The 16,781-nt window shown below is 43.0% G+C and carries 17 protein-coding genes; 11 read left to right on the forward strand and 6 right to left on the reverse strand.

What is annotated here, in order from left to right; genetic code table 11:
* Positions 1-282 (forward strand): hypothetical protein (locus F0228_RS16445; protein ID WP_171762479.1); only part of this gene is annotated, 282 nt, incomplete at its 5' end.
* A gap of 66 nt (positions 283-348) precedes the next feature.
* Here F0228_RS16445 and F0228_RS25720 read toward each other — a convergent pair.
* Positions 349-927, reverse strand: coding sequence for a phage antirepressor N-terminal domain-containing protein (locus F0228_RS25720; RefSeq protein WP_216619355.1), 579 nt, complete (start codon positions 925-927; stop codon positions 349-351).
* A 918-nt stretch (positions 928-1,845) separates the two neighbouring features.
* On the opposite strand from F0228_RS25720, the gene F0228_RS16460 reads away from it, so the two are divergent.
* The 3 genes from F0228_RS16460 to F0228_RS16470 are packed head-to-tail and all read left to right on the forward strand — an operon-like array spanning position 1,846 to position 4,446.
* Positions 1,846-3,156, forward strand: coding sequence for a nucleoside 2-deoxyribosyltransferase (locus tag F0228_RS16460; protein ID WP_171762480.1), 1,311 nt, complete (start codon positions 1,846-1,848; stop codon positions 3,154-3,156).
* A gap of 1 nt (position 3,157) precedes the next feature.
* Entirely contained in the window at positions 3,158-3,781 is a 624-nt protein-coding gene (locus tag F0228_RS16465; protein ID WP_171762481.1) for a 7-cyano-7-deazaguanine synthase, read from the forward strand.
* Positions 3,778-4,446, forward strand: a complete 669-nt coding sequence (locus tag F0228_RS16470; RefSeq protein WP_171762482.1) for a hypothetical protein — start codon at positions 3,778-3,780, stop codon at positions 4,444-4,446. The genes F0228_RS16465 and F0228_RS16470 overlap by 4 nt, the downstream gene beginning before the upstream one ends.
* 231 nt (positions 4,447-4,677) lie before the next feature.
* On the opposite strand, the gene F0228_RS25725 is transcribed toward F0228_RS16470, so the two are convergent.
* Positions 4,678-5,265, reverse strand: coding sequence for a phage antirepressor N-terminal domain-containing protein (locus F0228_RS25725; protein WP_216619357.1), 588 nt, complete (start codon positions 5,263-5,265; stop codon positions 4,678-4,680).
* A 431-nt stretch (positions 5,266-5,696) separates the two neighbouring features.
* On the opposite strand from F0228_RS25725, the gene F0228_RS16485 reads away from it, so the two are divergent.
* The 7 genes from F0228_RS16485 (at position 5,697) to F0228_RS16515 (ending at position 11,052) form a co-directional block, all read left to right on the forward strand.
* Complete coding sequence (locus F0228_RS16485) at positions 5,697-6,590, forward strand: hypothetical protein (RefSeq protein ID WP_171762483.1); 894 nt, start codon at positions 5,697-5,699, stop codon at positions 6,588-6,590.
* Positions 6,591-6,851: 261 nt separating this feature from the next.
* Positions 6,852-8,780: a threonine--tRNA ligase gene (gene thrS, locus F0228_RS16490; protein WP_032549211.1), complete on the forward strand. Its 1,929-nt coding sequence runs from the start codon at positions 6,852-6,854 to the stop codon at positions 8,778-8,780.
* A 2-nt stretch (positions 8,781-8,782) separates the two neighbouring features.
* On the forward strand, positions 8,783-9,334 hold the full coding sequence (infC, locus tag F0228_RS16495; RefSeq protein WP_080566530.1) for a translation initiation factor IF-3: 552 nt from the start codon (positions 8,783-8,785) through the stop codon (positions 9,332-9,334).
* A gap of 104 nt (positions 9,335-9,438) precedes the next feature.
* Positions 9,439-9,633, forward strand: coding sequence for a 50S ribosomal protein L35 (gene rpmI, locus F0228_RS16500; RefSeq protein ID WP_004738430.1), 195 nt, complete (start codon positions 9,439-9,441; stop codon positions 9,631-9,633).
* 42 nt (positions 9,634-9,675) lie between these two features.
* Complete coding sequence (rplT, locus tag F0228_RS16505; protein ID WP_004733517.1) at positions 9,676-10,029, forward strand: 50S ribosomal protein L20; 354 nt, start codon at positions 9,676-9,678, stop codon at positions 10,027-10,029.
* Positions 10,030-10,237: 208 nt separating this feature from the next.
* Positions 10,238-10,552, forward strand: a complete 315-nt coding sequence (yqfB, locus tag F0228_RS16510; protein WP_008224694.1) for a N(4)-acetylcytidine aminohydrolase — start codon at positions 10,238-10,240, stop codon at positions 10,550-10,552.
* A 50-nt stretch (positions 10,553-10,602) separates the two neighbouring features.
* The gene (locus tag F0228_RS16515; protein ID WP_171762484.1) at positions 10,603-11,052 is read left to right on the forward strand and encodes a hypothetical protein; all 450 of its coding nucleotides are present in this window, start codon (positions 10,603-10,605) and stop codon (positions 11,050-11,052) included.
* Between the two features lie 131 nt (positions 11,053-11,183).
* On the opposite strand, the gene F0228_RS16520 is transcribed toward F0228_RS16515, so the two are convergent.
* From F0228_RS16520 to F0228_RS16535, 4 genes are all read right to left on the reverse strand, one after another.
* Complete coding sequence (locus tag F0228_RS16520) at positions 11,184-12,422, reverse strand: leucine-rich repeat-containing protein kinase family protein (protein ID WP_171762485.1); 1,239 nt, start codon at positions 12,420-12,422, stop codon at positions 11,184-11,186.
* A 109-nt stretch (positions 12,423-12,531) separates the two neighbouring features.
* The gene (locus F0228_RS16525; RefSeq protein ID WP_171762486.1) at positions 12,532-14,112 is read right to left on the reverse strand and encodes an ATP-binding cassette domain-containing protein; all 1,581 of its coding nucleotides are present in this window, start codon (positions 14,110-14,112) and stop codon (positions 12,532-12,534) included.
* A gap of 492 nt (positions 14,113-14,604) precedes the next feature.
* Positions 14,605-15,192, reverse strand: a complete 588-nt coding sequence (locus F0228_RS16530; RefSeq protein WP_171762487.1) for a TetR/AcrR family transcriptional regulator — start codon at positions 15,190-15,192, stop codon at positions 14,605-14,607.
* Entirely contained in the window at positions 15,189-16,625 is a 1,437-nt protein-coding gene (locus F0228_RS16535; protein WP_086713539.1) for a coniferyl aldehyde dehydrogenase, read from the reverse strand. The genes F0228_RS16530 and F0228_RS16535 overlap by 4 nt, the downstream gene beginning before the upstream one ends.
* Positions 16,626-16,781: the final 156 nt, after the last annotated feature.

The raw sequence follows: 16,781 nt of genomic DNA on the forward strand, positions 1-16,781 counted from the left end.
GGGCACCAACCATATTCATCAGCTCTAGAGGATGCTGTGGCGAAAATGGGGCACCATCCATATTCATCAGCTCTAGAGGATGCTGTGGCGAAAATGGGGCACCATCCATATTCATCAGCTCTAGAGGATGCTGTGGCGAAAATGGGGCACTATCCATATTCATCAGCTCTAGAGGATGCTGTGGCGAAAATGGGGCACCGTCCATATTCATCAGCTCTAGAGGATGCTGTGGCTAAAATAGAGCCCCACTCATATTCTTCAGATAAAGATGATGACAAATAAACTTCATGAAGTTTACATTATAGCCACGAGGTTACCGGTGGTGGGGATTCCCGCCACCTTGATTTATCAACCCAACTTCCACTTAACCAATTCAGACACTTTCTCATTCGCTACCTTGGCGATCTCCAAGTAATCCTCAATAGAAAAGTAACCAGGCTCACGCAACAGTTCTGGAATTCTTGAATGCTCAAACACCATCACATCATTACCAACTGGAACAGTGCCGATTATGCGGCCGTTTTCTAACGTCATTAAAAGTTTGGTGGTAACACGGGCTGGAGTTGGGGCAGGGAACTGGTTGGTTTCTTTGTTCCAGTATTGCCAAAGAACATCATCACATTCGTTTTGGTATTGGATTACTTTGTCGCGGATTTCTTTGCGGATTCGATTAGGTTGGAGTGTTTGGAGCCATCCGCATAGCTTTCTAAGAGGGAGGCATATCATTTCTTGCTGACCGCTAGAAGTAGGTATCAGGATTACCTTGATCCTCCAACGTTCTGGATTAGATTTAATCTTTTCGTGTTGTCCCTGCCATGACATCCCCATACCTTCCACGATAGATTTCATTGGAGTGTAAGGTTCACCGTTGTGTTCAACAACGAATAAATTTGCTCCGTAGAAAGGGACTTTGATTTGGTTAGGCATAGGCGCCTCCATCTTGTGTAATTTGAGTTGATTTCTCATCACACAACATGACCAAACATTGGGTGATGAGCTGAACAGAGTTTGGTCATACCGTCTACACAGAAAACGGCTCGCCGAAGCGACTCCATCCAGCCCACCATAATTTGGGTGTGCTAAACCGCACGCATAAAAAAACCAGCAACAAGCTGGCGTCTATACGCCTGTGTAAATTTCAGGTGACCAAACCTGTCACTGGATTTTGCCAGTGAGTTTTCAGTATAAGGGGGTATATAGCAAAAAACAACTGTAGGGCTGTCAGCTCCTAGTTGTTTATTCCAAAGTATGCAAGCATGCCTATCCAGAAACCAATCAAAACGACAAGGCACAAGTTAAGGAAAGTTTGACGAAAATTGCTAGGTAATTACCTTTTGTTCTAGTTATGCGTGTTGGAGAATATGAGATATGCATCAGAGAGGGTATTTGTTTGTTACGTTATAGTCAGTGCTTCTACGACGCTACGCGTTGATATTGTTAGTGAAAGGATTTTTATATGGGAAGTACAGGCTCTGGACGTTTTACGGATTATACGGGTGTGAGAAATGCTACAGGTCAAACGGGTGGTGAAAGTGGGACGGACAAATGCGAACTATCCTTTTCATGTATTCTCGAAGATGTGGGACAAGCGAGCTACTACAGTACGCATAGTTCACTACCAACTATTGGTACCACTGTATTGATTCAACTAGGTCAACCACGAATTGTAGCAGTTCATAGTCAGAGTGCTTTAGAGTGTGGAGCTCTTCCTACACAGTTTAATTATCTAGCAGCGTGCATGAATGATGGGCATTCATATGTAGGGATAGTTACTAGTGTTACAACAACCCCATTGCCATTGATTCAACTTGATGTTCGACACATTTAAATCTAGAGGATGAACTCATGGTTCTAGTTGTTGGAGAGGTTTTTGTTGATTACACACTTTCAACCTTTAACGAGAAATGCAAAATAAGACTCGGAGGAGTTGTTCATGCATGTCGAGGTCTCTGGGCTAGTGATAAACGTTATAGCGCGGCCATAATTTGCCCAGAATACTTGCAAAAAGAAGCACAAAGTTACCTAATTGCACATGGATGTGAAGAAGTCATTATTCTCGGGGATATTACTGGGTCACCTAATGTTATCTCTATCTCTGATGTAAAAGAGTTAGCACATCAAGGTTATGAGGACTTATTGAGGGATAATAAGAAGATTAAACTTAAGTTCGTCCCTCAACAACTTGATAGTTTTGAAGATGTGTTGATTTTTCCAGGGAGTTTTAATCTCGAAGAGTTATTTGAGCAATTCTCTAGTAAGGCAAAATTTAGTTTTGATATAGCTTATGGAATAGAATCTTTTTCAGAACTAGATTTCTATCGTGGAAGAATTTCCCTTTTGCTTACATCTACATCCTCCGAATTATTTGAATCTAATGCTAAACAAGATATTACACCACTTATAGACTTAGCTTCTTCTTTGTCCGTTGAATGTTTCATACTGAAAGAAAATCGAGGAGGAAGTCGAGTATTTGATTTGACTTCTGATACCTCAAAAAGAATACCCGCAAAGTTAGGGAGAACTCAAAATTCTGTAGGGGTTGGAGATGTCTACTCTGCTGCAGCTATAGCGCATAAAGATTTAGGTTGGGAGAATGCAGCATGGATAGCATCTATTGCCGCCACTAGTTACTCTCAAACAACTTTCCCAGACGATTTCAAACGTGATGTGCAAAGAAATCTATCTCTACCATTAAATGTTTCGAAAGGACTAGGCGGAGTATGTTTACCTTGGCATGAAAGACCTAAATACAACATATACCTTGCGGCACCGGATTTCTCATATATAGATAGAAAGGATCTAGACTATGCTATAGCGAGTATGGAATATCATAATTTCACGCTCCGTAGACCAATTGTTGAGAACGGTGAACTAAATGAAGAGTCTTCAGAGCTTGAGAGAAAACAGACATATTTTCAGGATGTAAAACTTATTGAAGAATGCGATGTAGTGTTCGCTATTCCTTTAAATCGTGATCCTGGAACATTGATTGAAATTGGTATAGCTCAAGCGACTCAAAAACCCGTTGTTACTTATGATCCGAAGGCGGAAAATGATAATAATATGGTAATCATGGGTAGTAACTCATACTCAACGGACCTTGATTCAAGCCTTAATTCTATATTTGATATTCTTTCGGGCATGGAAAATGAATAAAATGGAAAAAGCAATAGTACTAACATCTGGTGGTTTAGATTCCACGACGGTTGTGTATCAGCTCATAGCTAAAGGTATAGAAGTGTACCCCCTATTTTTTGACTATGGTCAGCATTGTGTGGAAACAGAGTGGGCAAGGCTTAACGAGGTAATCCCTCTGGAGCTTGTAGTGAAACCAGAAAGAGTTGATATAAGTCAAATATTTGAAGGCTCTCAATCAAGGCTTATAAAAGAAGCTGATTTATGGAATGAAAATGTTATAGATGAAGACCTATACATACCATATAGAACTATGTTATTTTTCGCCGCCGCAGCTGCACGAGCTCAAACATTGGACATTTTCAATGTATTTACTGGCTTTATAAACAGTAATCATGCAAAAGAGATCGATTGTACTTCTGCTTTTATGAATAAATTAGATGGACTGACAGAATCAATTGGACCTGTTAGATTCCATTCACCTTTTAGGTTCGCAAGTAAAGCTGATGTAGTTAGTGCAGCTCTTAAACTGGATGTTCCCATTGGGAGGACATTCTCATGCCAGGCTTCAAGTTCATTTCCTTGTGGCGCTTGCCCAAATTGTGTCGAGCGTCTAAACGCGCTTTCTGAATTTATTGAGATATGAAAACTAATTTAAAAACAATTGAATATGCGGTTGATATATTGAAATCTGCTAGACAGTTAGCAGATTACGCCATTGAGTTAGGTGTTTCTCAAGAGGAGCGTGAGCACCGTCCTGTATATGATCATATGGGAGCTATATTGGCTGATTCTATCCTTCAGGCTGGGCTAAATTATGCATCTGTTGTAAAGCCCAGAGTTGAATCTATTCTTAACTCGCATTCAGAAAAAAGAACGTCATATACTCTTATTGAAATGATTGATAATCAACAAACGGCAGATTTTCTTAACTGGTCACATACAACAAAAATCAATCGGTTCGAGAGTATCGTTCGTTTCATGTACTCAAATAATGTAAATACTTCGGCAGATCTACGAGAAAAATTAGAAATAGATAGTTTTGGAATTGAGCTTCTGGAATTAGATGGAGTTGGACCTAAAACTGTCGATTACATGAAGTGTCTAGTTGGAATAGATTCTGTAGCGGTTGACCGCCATATTCGAACTTTTGCGCAAGAAGCAGGGATTGTGCAGAAGGACTATGAGTTTTTGCATAAATCATTTTGTTCTGCTGCTGATTTACTATCGATATCTCGTAGAAGTTTTGATTCGTGGGTATGGAGTACTCTTGCTACGTCGAAAAATCCCCAGCAGTCATTCATTTTTTGATTACACCAGATACTCTACTTTTACATAATCTAATAACTGTGGATGTAGACAAAGCAAAAAACGGTGACTGTTGATGTTAAGCCAGAGTCAAGCGCCAAACTTGATAAGCATCCAATAAAGCCCGTGGTTGAGAAGCACTCAATAGAGTAGCTAGCTTTTTTGTTGATTTGTTGAAAGCAGAAGAGTCATACAAACGACTAAGGCACCAATTGGCGCCTTTATCTATTCAATTCAACAATTTTTTCCCTTCGCCGCTAACAACATTGCCAACCTAGAATTCGCCGTCTCAGCAATTTTCGCGTAATCCTCAATAGAAAAGTAACCAGGCTCACGTAGCAATTCTGGAAGCCTTGAACGCTCGAATACCATCACATCATCACCCATCGGGACATTACCGATCACGCGGCCATTTTCTAATGTCATTAAAAATTTGGTGGTAACAGGGATTGTACTTGGGGTGGGGAGTTGGTTGGTTTCTTGGTTCCAGTATCGCCAAAGAACATCATCACATTCATTTTGGTATTGGATCACTTTGTCGCGGATTTCTTTGCGGACTCGATTAGGTTGGAGTGTTTGGAGCCAGCCGAAGAGTTTTCGAAGCGGGATGCAGAGTAAATCGCGGTTTTTAGAATCTTGAGCAACTGTTGCTATAACAGCAACACTCCATCTCTCTTTATTACTACCAAGTTTGCGGGATTGGTAACTCCAATCTAAACCCATACCTTCAACAATTGGCTTCATTGGTATGTGGGCCTCGCTATCGTGGTTGATAACGATTAGGTTTGAACCGTGGAAAGGTACATTGATTTGGTTAGGCATGATTGCCTCCTGTGTATAGCAGGTATTAACCACCACACAAAGGGACCAATCTTTGGGTGGTGAACTGACCGAGGTTGGTCCTACCGCTGCACAGGGAACGGCCAGCCGAAGCTGCCCCGATCAGCCCACCATTATTTGGGTGTGCTGAATCGCACGCATAAAAAAACCAGCAATAAGCTGGCGTCTATGCGCCTGTACAATGAGATTTAACTCTAAACGGGGGACCAATCCCGCCACTGGATTTTGCCAGTGAAGTCTAATTATGAGGCTAGGAAGGCATTAAATCAAGAGATTGAGTTTAAAGAGTGAGTTTAAGGATTAGCTCAAATTGTGATCGACACAGTTTTTTAAAATTATATAAATGTATGAAACTAGATGTATTCATTTCGTTTTGGTTATATATGCATGTAGATGATTTTTAGGGGCTGTGTATGAGATATGTGGAATTTGAATCTGATGGTTCAGTAGTTGATACCGAAACTTTCGAGAAAGATATCGATAAGTATCAAGGCTTGATTAGATGCTTAGAGTGCAAAAAGAAAGCTTGGCACACCAAATCTTATACAGTTCGAGAGGTAACTCGCGCTGCCTGCTTTAATGCACATCATCTAAAAGGGTGTGAGAAGGCAACATCGATGTTAGTTGCTGAAGATATGGAAAATGAAGCTCACGACGATGATCTGGAAAAAAGTAATACCGATATACATGTAAACCTTGATAAAACTAAACATGACTCTATTGAAGTATCAACGCCAGCGGACAAGCATCAAGATGAGGAACATAATTGGACCCCGTCTCCACAAGCCGTAAAAGCAGGAGGTAAGAATAGTGATTTTCCGGATAGTAAATCTTTACGTCAGATATTAAGTTATTTGGTTAAAAACCCAGAATATGGTGAAGGTAAAACTATTAAGATTACCGCCGACTCAGGGCGTGAGCTTCTCAATGGTATGCTTAGGGACAACTTAGTTGAAGTCTCAAAAATCAAAGAAGATGACTTTAGAACTCAGCAGATTTTTTGGGGAGAGATTAATAACTATAAAGAGAATAAAGATGGGACCCTATTTCTCAATTATGGGGGGCCTAAAGATCCATCTCTAATCTTGCCAAAAGAGCTAAAAGAAGACGTTATGAGAGTTTATAAGCTGAATTCCTTAGAACGATTTAAGGGCTCTCACTTTATTATGTTCGGTGTCGCGGGAGAGAAGAAAAATGGTGGTGTCTTGTTGCGATCGACTATGCCTAAGTATATGAACTTCATTAACTATCGCGAGAGGGCCAATTCCAAAACCGACCCTGCTGTAGAAGAAACTTCTTCCCAATAGAGTACAATACTTGCTGAAACATGATTTAGCCTAGAAAGAAATAAAGACATAGTTCTCATGCTTTGCTTTAAGTGCAGCATTGTTATTTCATGTTAATTCGCTACAATGCCCCGGTACTTATAAAGGCGCATCTGTATTTGTGCCTAAATTTGTACCAATTCTTACATATATCCCCATTAAGTTTTCTAACTTTTTGAATTGAATATATTAAATAATTTTCATGTGTTGCTTGGTGTGCAACACCACTGTAAAGGACAAATAATGCCAATTATTACTCTTCCTGACGGTAGTCAGCGTCAATTTGACAACCCTGTATCAACTCTAGATGTTGCCCTATCAATCGGTCCTGGTCTTGCGAAAGCAACCATTGCTGGTCGTGTAGACGGCGAGCGTGTTGATGCTTGTGATCTTATCGAAAACGATGCAAGTCTAGAAATCATCACTGCTAAAGATGAAGTTGATGGTCTTGAGATCGTTCGTCACTCTTGTGCTCACCTTTTAGGCCACGCGGTTAAGCAGCTTTTTCCAGAAGCGAAAATGGCGATCGGTCCTACCATCGATAACGGTTTCTACTACGATATCGACCTTGAGCACTCTCTAACGCAAGAAGATCTAGAAAAGATCGAAAAGCGCATGAAAGAGCTAGCGAAGACCAAGTACCAGGTTGTTAAGAAGAAAGTTAGCTGGCAGGAAGCGCGTGATGCTTTCGAAGCTCGCGGCGAAACATACAAGATGGAAATCCTAGACGAGAACGTTTCTAAAGACGACCGTCCAGGCCTATACCACCATGAAGAATACATCGATATGTGTCGTGGTCCACACGTACCACATATGGGTTTCTGTCAGCACTTCACACTACTAAACGTAGCGGGTGCTTACTGGCGTGGTAACAGTGACAACAAGATGCTTCAACGTATCTACGGTACTGCATTCCATGATAAAAAAGCGCTTAAAGCTCACCTAGTTCGTCTAGAAGAAGCGGCTAAGCGTGACCACCGTAAGATTGGTAAAGCATTGGATCTATTCCACATGCAGCAAGAAGCACCAGGCATGGTGTTCTGGCACCACAACGGTTGGACTATTTTCCGTGAACTAGAAGTGTTCGTACGTCAAAAACTTACTGAGTACGATTACCAAGAAGTAAAAGGCCCACTAATGATGGACCGTGTACTTTGGGAACGTTCTGGTCACTGGGACAAATACGCAGAAGCGATGTTCACAACGTCTTCAGAGAACCGTGAATACGCTATCAAGCCAATGAACTGCCCGGGTCACGTACAGATCTTCAACCAAGGTCTTAAATCATACCGTGATCTACCGCTACGTATGGCTGAGTTCGGCTCATGTCACCGTAACGAGCCGTCTGGCGCACTTCACGGCATCATGCGTGTTCGTGGCTTTACTCAAGATGACGCTCACGTATTCTGTACTGAAGACCAAGTTCAACAAGAAGTTAAAGCTTGTATTGAAATGGTTTACGACACTTACACAACTTTCGGTTTCGAAAACATCGTTGTTAAGCTGTCTACTCGTCCAGAGCAACGTGTAGGTTCTGACGAAATGTGGGACCGTGCTGAGGCTGACCTTAAGCTTGCACTAGAGTCAATGGAGATTGCATACGAGATTCAAGAAGGCGAGGGTGCATTCTACGGACCTAAGATTGAATTTACTTTGCATGATTGTTTGGACCGTGCATGGCAATGTGGTACAGTGCAGCTCGATTTTGCATTACCAGAGCGTTTAGGTGCAACTTACGTAGGTGAAGATAACGAGCGTCACACGCCAGTTATGATCCACCGCGCGATTTTAGGTTCACTAGAGCGTTTCATCGGTATTCTTATTGAAGAATACGCTGGCTTCTTCCCAACGTGGTTGGCGCCAGAACAAGCAGTTGTAATGGGCATTACAGACAAACAGTCTGAATATGTACAAGAAATTACGAAAAAACTGCAAAAAAGTGGATTTAGAGTCAAAGCAGACTTGAGAAATGAGAAGATTGGCTTTAAAATCCGCGAACATACTTTGAAACGTGTACCGTTCATGCTTGTGTGTGGTGACCAAGAAATGGAAGCCGGCGAAATTGCAGTACGTACACGTAAAGGTAAAGACCTTGGCAAGTTTAAAGTGGATGACTTTATTTCATACATCCAAGCTGAGGTTTCAAGCCGTAAGCTCAATCTGGAGGAATAGCTATTAAAGGCGGAAGACGTGGCCAGCAACCGGCCAAACAAAACCAGCACCGTTTAAACGGTGACATTCGTGGCGTTCGTGAAGTGCGTCTAACTGGCGCAGACGGCGAAGCTGTTGGTGTAGTATCAATCGCAGAAGCGATGGAAGCTGCAAATGAAGCTGGTATGGATCTAGTAGAGATCAGCCCTAACGCCGAGCCGCCAGTTTGTCGTGTGATGGACTACGGTAAGTTCCTCTTCGAGAAGAGCAAAGCTGCGAAAGAGCAGAAGAAAAAGCAAAAGCAGGTTCAGATTAAGGAAGTTAAATTCCGCCCTGGAACTGATATTGGAGACTATCAGGTAAAACTACGCAACCTGACTGGTTTCCTTGAAGACGGCAACAAAGTGAAGGTAACAATTCGCTTCCGTGGCCGCGAAATGGCTCACCAAGACATCGGTGTTGACGTTCTTAATCGTTTGAAAGCGGATACTGAAGAATTTGCAGTAGTCGAATCTTTCCCAACGAGAATTGAAGGTCGCCAGATGATCATGGTATTGGCCCCTAAAAAGAAGTAATTAACGGCTTTGCAAGTAATTGAACCCTGCAGCCTCTGGTTGCGGGGTTTTATTCGCCCTAATTACTATGTTATTAACAACTCAACAATGCGGAGTTATTCATCATGCCTAAGATGAAAACCAACAAAGGTGCTGCTAAGCGTTTCCAGAAAACTGCTGGTGGTATTAAGTTTAAGCACGCTGGTAAACGTCACATCCTGACTAAGCGTACTACTAAGAACAAGCGTCAGCTACGTCCGAACTCGATCCTTCCTAAGTGTGAAGTTGCTCAAGTTCTACGTATGATGCCATACGCTTAATTCTTTTTAGTTTATAAATTCGTTTAGTTTAGGAGAAGCATAATGCCTCGCGTAAAACGTGGTGTACAAGCTCGTGCACGTCATAAGAAAGTTCTAAAACAAGCTAAAGGTTACTACGGTGCACGTTCACGTGTTTACCGCGTAGCTTTCCAAGCAGTTACCAAAGCTGGTCAATACGCTTACCGTGACCGTCGTAACAAGAAACGTCAATTCCGTCAACTTTGGATTGCACGTATCAACGCGGCATCTCGTCAAAATGGTCTATCTTACAGCCGTTTCATCAACGGTCTTAAGAAAGCATCTATCGAGATCGATCGTAAGATTCTTGCTGACATCGCAGTATTCGACAAAGCAGCATTCGCTGTTCTAGTTGAAAAAGCGAAAGCATCTCTATAATTTAGAGTTAGCTTTAAGGTTTAAGAAAAGGAGAACTTCGGTTCTCCTTTTTTATTGCCTGTAATTTATCCTCTAGAGATTCCCAACTCCTTCCTCCGTCAGTCTTGGGAATGACGAGTAAACTTCCGCATCTAATTTTTATTCGCTTGAACAGGCATTCTGGTATATAAACATCTACCTAACCTTATAATGCTAAGCGACTGAATAAATGACCGCACCAACCACTATGACGTTCTTCGAACGTTTTGAAGCTGACATCCTTTCTGGCAAAAAGACCATCACCATTCGCGATGAATCAGAGCGTGATTACCAACCGGGTAGCGTTGTTGAAGTATCAACGTTAGAAGAAGGGCGCGTATTCTGTAATCTTAAGATCATCAGCGTAGAACCGATTCTGTTTGATGAGCTGGGCGAGTTCCATGCACAACAAGAGAACATGACGCTGCAAGTGTTGAAAGATGTGATTCAAGATATCTACCCAGGTATCTCTCAGCTTTACGTTGTTTCTTACGAGCTGGTTTAATCGCTAACAACGAACCTGTAGTGCTTTTCTTGGATAGATAGGAAGGATTAATGACTGAGTTATCGAGCGACACTAAACAGCAAATCTTGCTTCAGCTTTATTGTCGTGAACAAATGGAGCAGCCTTTAATTCCTCGTGCCGATCTCGATATATCTCTGTATGACAGCGAAGGCTTTTTTGCTTGGCGCGAAACTAAGCGCGATTTTGTTATCCGTGATATTGAAAGTCGTGTTTGGGTAAAAAGCTGTCCGGCTGGCTACATTACTGAAGTGCATTTTAAAGCGGATGGCACTCTATCTGAGTACCGTTTGTTTGACCGCTTTAAGACGGTAGGGCGGTGGCAGTTAGAAGACGGCTTACTGCACGTTGAGATTACTAAGGGCGATAACCGATATGAATTTGCGGTTGTAGCTCGAGCAGACCTTAATATCCACTCTGCGGTGGAATTTAAGAACGGTGAGCTTCATTCGTATCTGAAGTTGGTGCAAGCTGAGCGTTAACTCTTTTCGCCGAGCTTGATTCAGCGAGCGACTTTCCAAAAAACAAAAAGCCAACAGTGATGTTGGCTTTGTTGTTTCTTGTGAAGCTAACCGAGCGTTAGCATTCTATCAACTCGGTTTATCTGCTGCGTCTATGCTTCAAAGTTTGTTAAGTGTGAGTGCAGTTCACTTCCAACATCTTGCTTGGCACAAACCGTTAGTAGGTCATCAATAAAGTACTTGAGAGCGCGAGCCTCGATGCGTCGAATGCCTTGTTGCTGCTCTTCAGTTAGGTAACCGTAGATGGTCGCTGCTCCAAAATCACCAAAGATCATTTGGCCTTGCTCATTGACTAGGGTGTTGTGCGCGTACAAATCACCGTGACAAACCTTGTTGTCATGCAGGTGATTAAATACATCGATCATCTGGGTCACGATGTTGTCGATTTGCGAGATTGGAAGTTGAAAACCTTCTGGGAAAGTATCACGTGTGCAAGTTTCGAGTGTCGGTGGTAGCCCTAGGTTATAGTAGCTGCTTGGAATGAGTTCCATCACCAAAGCTAGGTAATCTTGTTCCTCTACTTGGGCGATAGATTTTACCAAGTTGTTATGGTGGCCAGCTTGAAGGCACGCTTCCAGTTCATCATGTGGGTAGCCGTCACTGGTGACTTCACCCTTAAACACTTTAACCGCCACTTCCTGTGGGAAATCAAAGTCGCTGTTTAGCCAGCTTGCATGATAGATCACGCCAGACGCGCCTTGACCAAGAACTTGATTTAGCGAGTAGCTTTGAGAGCTAACCGCAGATACGCTATCTAAGCTGCTAGGGTGTTTGCAAAACGGGTTGCCCGCAAACGCTAGCCAAGCCAGTTTTGGTAGCTTGATAAGGAACTCTGGGAATTCCGTTAGTTGGTTTGCAGACAAGCGGACCAGTTCGAGGTTGGACAGGTTTTCCATACTCTCAGGTAAAGCGCGAAGCTGGTTGCCTGCGAGTGCCAGCTTTTGCAGTCGTGGTCTTTCACCCAGTGAGTTCGGTAGAACTTCGATGGCGTTGTCGGTTAGGATCAACCAGCGCAATTGAGGTGGTAGAGACGCTTCGCTCACGGTTTTGATTTGGTTGGTCTTGAAACCGATCATTTCAAGCTTAGGAAGTGACCCAAGAACATCAGGAAGGTGCGTGAACAGGTTATTCGACGCAAAGATGATACGCAGGTGAGTAAGCTGTGATAACTCTTCAGGTAAGTCTGATAGCTGATTCCCCGAAAGATCGAGAATCTCTAGTGAATCGGCTAGATCCAAGATTTCTAATGGAAACTCAGTGAGACCTTCTGATAGCTTTAAGCGCTTAATACCTTTAAGTTGCCCTGATTTTAATTGTTCTAGAGTATGCAAACCTTAGCCTTATGATTAGATGTTCGAGGCGCGTAGTGTACTTGTCTCAATCGAGAAAGGCGAGTATCCGCAACAATACTCGCCTATCTAAGCTCAGTGGTCGTTGGTATCAAGGTTCAAGCTGAATACGATTTTGGCTAACGCCGACCTCCTCAACAAAATCCAAGTCATGACTGACTAAGATAAAAGCCCCTTGGTATTCACGCAAAGCTGACGCCAATATCTGCTTTGAGTCGATATCTAAATGATTATCTGGCTCATCAAGCAGCAGTGATGGGGAGTCTTGCTTGTGGCTGACAATCAACATTGCTAGCTTCATTTTCTCTCCACCACTCAGGTGAGCGACTTTGCGGTACACAGAATCACGCCTAAAGCCGATGCCTGCTAACAATGTCCGAGCATCACTCTCTGTGAGCCCGTCGCTATGTGTCATGAGGCTATCGAACATGGTGTTATGGGTATCCAGTAAACCAAAGTGTTGATCAAGGTATACCGTAGATCCTAAGCGTTTGATGGTACCGGTGTAGTGCGAGTGCTCGTTGTGAATCGCTTTCAACAGTGTCGATTTACCACAGCCGTTTGCGCCGCTGAGATAACAGCGTTCACCTTGTGACAGAGAAAAATTGATAGCAGTACCAGACCCATATTCAAGTCGGCAATCTTCAACCGTTAACAGCGAATTCTTTTTTTTGCTATTGCTCTGTTGTAGATACAAGGCCTGCGGTTTCAGTTGCTCTTTTTGTTCTTTAAGAGATTGAAGCTTATCTTGATTTTGTTCCTTTAAGTTATTTTGGCTAGTGGCTGATGCTGCTTGTGTTCGTCCGGCTTTGTCTTTCATCGCATCCATTAAGATCTTTGGCTGACTGCCGGATTTTCGCAGTCGGTTTCCTTGCGCCTCTCGCTGTTGCGCTTTTTCTTTATTGGCTTGAGCTTGGCGATCCAGTCGTTTCTTTTCTGATTGGTGATGAGCAATCTGTTTATCTAGTGCATCGGCCTGATTCGACATTTGTTTGAAGTAGTCATCGTAGTTTCCTTTATAGAAACGTAACCCCAAACTGTTGAGGTGGTAGATCCCTTCCATGTGTCTCAACAGGCTTCGGTTATGGCTAACCATCAGTATTTTGCCTTCAAACTGTTGGCACTGTTCTATTAACCAGCTGTGCCCGTCACTGTCTAAATGATTCGACGGCTCATCGAGAATCAGTATGTTGTGGTCTGACGTAAACAGTTGATGAAGCTGTAAAAGGGCAAGTTGCCCACCGCTTAATGTGTTGCATGGCGTGGCCAACTCGCTGGTTATTTTCAGATTGGCTAACAGCCTCTGAGTGTTTTCTTGCAAATCCCAATCGTCACCAACGATGTCAAAATGTTGAAGCTCGCAGCTGCCTTGTTCGATAGCTCGCAAGGCATTGAGTTTATTCGTGATACCTAAGAAATCAGCAATGCTGATCGTGCTATCCAAAAGTTCTGAAGGCAACTGTGAGTAGAAACCAACCGAGCCTTGTCTAGACACACTCCCAGATGTCGGCTGTACTTGCCCTGTGAGCAATGAAAGTAACAACGATTTTCCGGCTCCGTTTCTTCCAACTAAGCCAGTCAGTCGCGAGTTCAAATTGAAGGTGATGTCTTTAAATAGCCACTCACCAGTATCGAGCTGGAATGAGAGATTATTGGCTAAGATAGTAGGCATAAAAATACCTCCCTTTACGTATAAACGAGTAAAAGGGGCGAGGCGCTTTTCGTGCAAGATCCAGCTGGATGCTAACAACAGATCGCCATAGGCGTTACTTAGATAGATGACCTATGAAAGAGAGAAAGCGGTATTGAGATGGTTTCTGTCTTTTAGGTGTGCTCTGGAAGATGCAGGCCGTTAATCGGCGGATCTTTAAGAGCTTAATATGTCGCGAAAATAGATGACGAAGTAACGCCCACTAACCCCGAGTGTCCAAATGATTTTTAAAAAATAAATCGGATGTCAGGATGTTAGTACTTCATTATGGCGTTATTCTCTTTTGAAATGATGGTGGAATGGTACTGAATGCGAGCTTAGAAAGTCAACAGGGTGAAGTGATTAAAATGTACCCAAATAATAAAAGCGCCGATGAGACGCTTTTATTGATTCGATGAAACTTGACGCTACTTAATAGCAGGGTATCTAGCTTATAGCCCGCTGATAGTCTAGCTAACAGGACGGCTGCGCTTGACCACCAATAGCACGCCAGCACATATCAAAACTGTCGTTGATGTACTTTTCTGACTGCTCTGGCTGCGGCTCTTGCTGATCAACAAGCCAATTCGCACAGATCAAAAAGTGGCTATGGATGAAGTGTCTAACGAGATTAATGTCTAACACCATCAATTCTTCGGCTTGTTGTCCTTTCAAAATGATGTCATCGAGTGACGCAAACATTTGTGAAACAATGACTTCACGAGTTTGAGTCGTTGGGTCAAAGTGCACATTGGTGAAGAATTTCATGGCGACTGGGTTTTCCAATGCCCACTCAATTCCGGTCATCCACATGAATTTAAAGGCTTGATAGCGATTTTGTTCAGCGATTTCTGTGTGTTGAGCCAGAGTAGAAAATAGCTCTACTTTCAATTCACGAAACAGTTCATCAATCAGTAGAGATTTGTTCTCAAAGTGATGAAACAGTGTCGCTTTTGCTACACCGGCGGTCTTCGCTATTTGCCCAGTAGATGTGCCCTCTAACCCTTGTTGGGAAAAGAGTAGGAGCGCAGCATCTAGGATTTTTTGCCTTTTTGTAATCATCGATTCAGTACTTTGAACATCATTTTTTTGATTGGGTTGTTGTATGGAGGGTGCATCAACTTAGTGAAGTTGATCTTGCCTCGAGTCAACACGGTTTTTGCATGGCTAAAGGTCTTGAAGCCTTCAATACCGTGGTAGTGTCCCATGCCTGAAGGGCCAATACCACCAAACGGTGCGTCTTCTGCTGCTACATGCACCAAAGAGTCATTGATACAAACGCCGCCTGAATGAGTGTCCGATAGGAATCGGTCTTGGGTTTTCTTGTCGTGACTCATTAGGTACAGCGCAAGTGGACGTTCTCTTGTTGTGATGTAGCTTATCGCTTCGTCAATTGAATCATACGGCACGATAGGAAGCACAGGACCAAACAACTCTTCTTGCATTGCCACCATGTCATCATTCACTTCGGTGAGAAGGTGCGGTGTCATTCTGTGGTTCACGTCGTCTTGTGCCTGCTCGGTAACGGTGTGTATCACAGCACCTTTTGACTTCGCATCTTCAACTACACCTTTTAATCGATTGTACTGGCGCATATTAACCACTGAGGTTAAGTCTTTGCTCTCAATTCCTGCTTTATAAAGCTTCTTGAAGTAGCGCTTGTAAGCGGTGATAAATGCATCGACTTTCTCTCGTGGAAGCAAGATGTAATCCGGTGCGACACAGATTTGACCTGCATTTAAGCTCTTGGCAAACAAGATACGTTCAACCGCGTCAGCGACATCGAAATCAGGCGCAATGATGGTCGGAGACTTTCCGCCTAGCTCAAGTGTAACCGGCGTTAGGTTAGCAGCTGCCGCTTTCATTACGTGCTTACCAACAGAGGTTGAGCCTGTAAACAGGATATGGTCAAACGGCAGCTGGCTAAACTTAGCAGAAACGTCGGCTTCACCTTCGATGATCGCCACTTGTTCTTCACTGAAACCTTCGGCCAACATCGCTTTCAAAACACGGTTTGTTGCAGGAGTAAACTCAGACATCTTGAGCATTGCAGTGTTACCTGCAGCCAATGCTGTGATGAGAGGACCCAAAGAGAGCATAACTGGGAAGTTCCAAGGCACGATGATGCCAACTACACCTACTGGCTGATAATGCACAGTAATCTTGGCTGGTGTTAGCATCAAGCCGGCTTTACGACGTGAAGGCTTCAACCACTTCTTAAGATTTTTATCACTGTAATTAATCTGGTGTAGGGAAGGGGTGATGTCAGCAATTAAGCTGTCGTGCTTTGCTCGATGGCCATAATCTTCAGATACCGCTTCAATTAACTGCTCTTGATAGCGCATTAATAGCTTTTTTAAGACTGAGAGATCATTTCGTCTCTGCTCAAGTGTTGGATTAACGTTGTTACGGTAGTGATCTTGTTGTCGGTTGAATATTTGATCCATGTCGTTGGTGCTCGACGTGTTTGGTTCAAGGTCTAGATTATGGCTCATAGTATCCCCTAAATTCGAAAGCTGACCGATTGGTTGGTCAGTTAAAATTACAAGAAGTTAGGATCGAATACAAGATATGGACAAGAAAAGTTTGTTTTTTGTTCAGTTGAGCAGGTGCTGAGTTGAACTGGTTAGGGAGATAAAAGGTGCCTTTGG

Origin of the sequence: Vibrio sp. 99K-1, assembly GCF_013114585.1 — a bacterium.
Taxonomy (GTDB): domain Bacteria; phylum Pseudomonadota; class Gammaproteobacteria; order Enterobacterales; family Vibrionaceae; genus Vibrio; species Vibrio chagasii_B.

Excerpts from the sequence above, each read along its gene's own strand:
- F0228_RS25720 (WP_216619355.1), bottom strand. The coding sequence starts at position 927 with ATGCCTAACCAAATCAAAGTCCCTTTCTACGGAGCAAATTTATTCGTT.
- F0228_RS16460 (WP_171762480.1), top strand. The coding sequence starts at position 1,846 with ATGGTTCTAGTTGTTGGAGAGGTTTTTGTTGATTACACACTTTCAACC.
- F0228_RS16465 (WP_171762481.1), top strand. The coding sequence starts at position 3,158 with ATGGAAAAAGCAATAGTACTAACATCTGGTGGTTTAGATTCCACGACG.
- F0228_RS16470 (WP_171762482.1), top strand. The coding sequence starts at position 3,778 with ATGAAAACTAATTTAAAAACAATTGAATATGCGGTTGATATATTGAAA.
- F0228_RS25725 (WP_216619357.1), bottom strand. The coding sequence starts at position 5,265 with ATGCCTAACCAAATCAATGTACCTTTCCACGGTTCAAACCTAATCGTT.
- F0228_RS16485 (WP_171762483.1), top strand. The coding sequence starts at position 5,697 with ATGAGATATGTGGAATTTGAATCTGATGGTTCAGTAGTTGATACCGAA.
- thrS (WP_032549211.1), top strand. The coding sequence starts at position 6,852 with ATGCCAATTATTACTCTTCCTGACGGTAGTCAGCGTCAATTTGACAAC.
- rpmI (WP_004738430.1), top strand. The coding sequence starts at position 9,439 with ATGCCTAAGATGAAAACCAACAAAGGTGCTGCTAAGCGTTTCCAGAAA.
- rplT (WP_004733517.1), top strand. The coding sequence starts at position 9,676 with ATGCCTCGCGTAAAACGTGGTGTACAAGCTCGTGCACGTCATAAGAAA.
- yqfB (WP_008224694.1), top strand. The coding sequence starts at position 10,238 with ATGACCGCACCAACCACTATGACGTTCTTCGAACGTTTTGAAGCTGAC.
- F0228_RS16515 (WP_171762484.1), top strand. The coding sequence starts at position 10,603 with ATGACTGAGTTATCGAGCGACACTAAACAGCAAATCTTGCTTCAGCTT.
- F0228_RS16525 (WP_171762486.1), bottom strand. The coding sequence starts at position 14,112 with ATGCCTACTATCTTAGCCAATAATCTCTCATTCCAGCTCGATACTGGT.
- F0228_RS16530 (WP_171762487.1), bottom strand. The coding sequence starts at position 15,192 with ATGATTACAAAAAGGCAAAAAATCCTAGATGCTGCGCTCCTACTCTTT.
- F0228_RS16535 (WP_086713539.1), bottom strand. The coding sequence starts at position 16,625 with ATGAGCCATAATCTAGACCTTGAACCAAACACGTCGAGCACCAACGAC.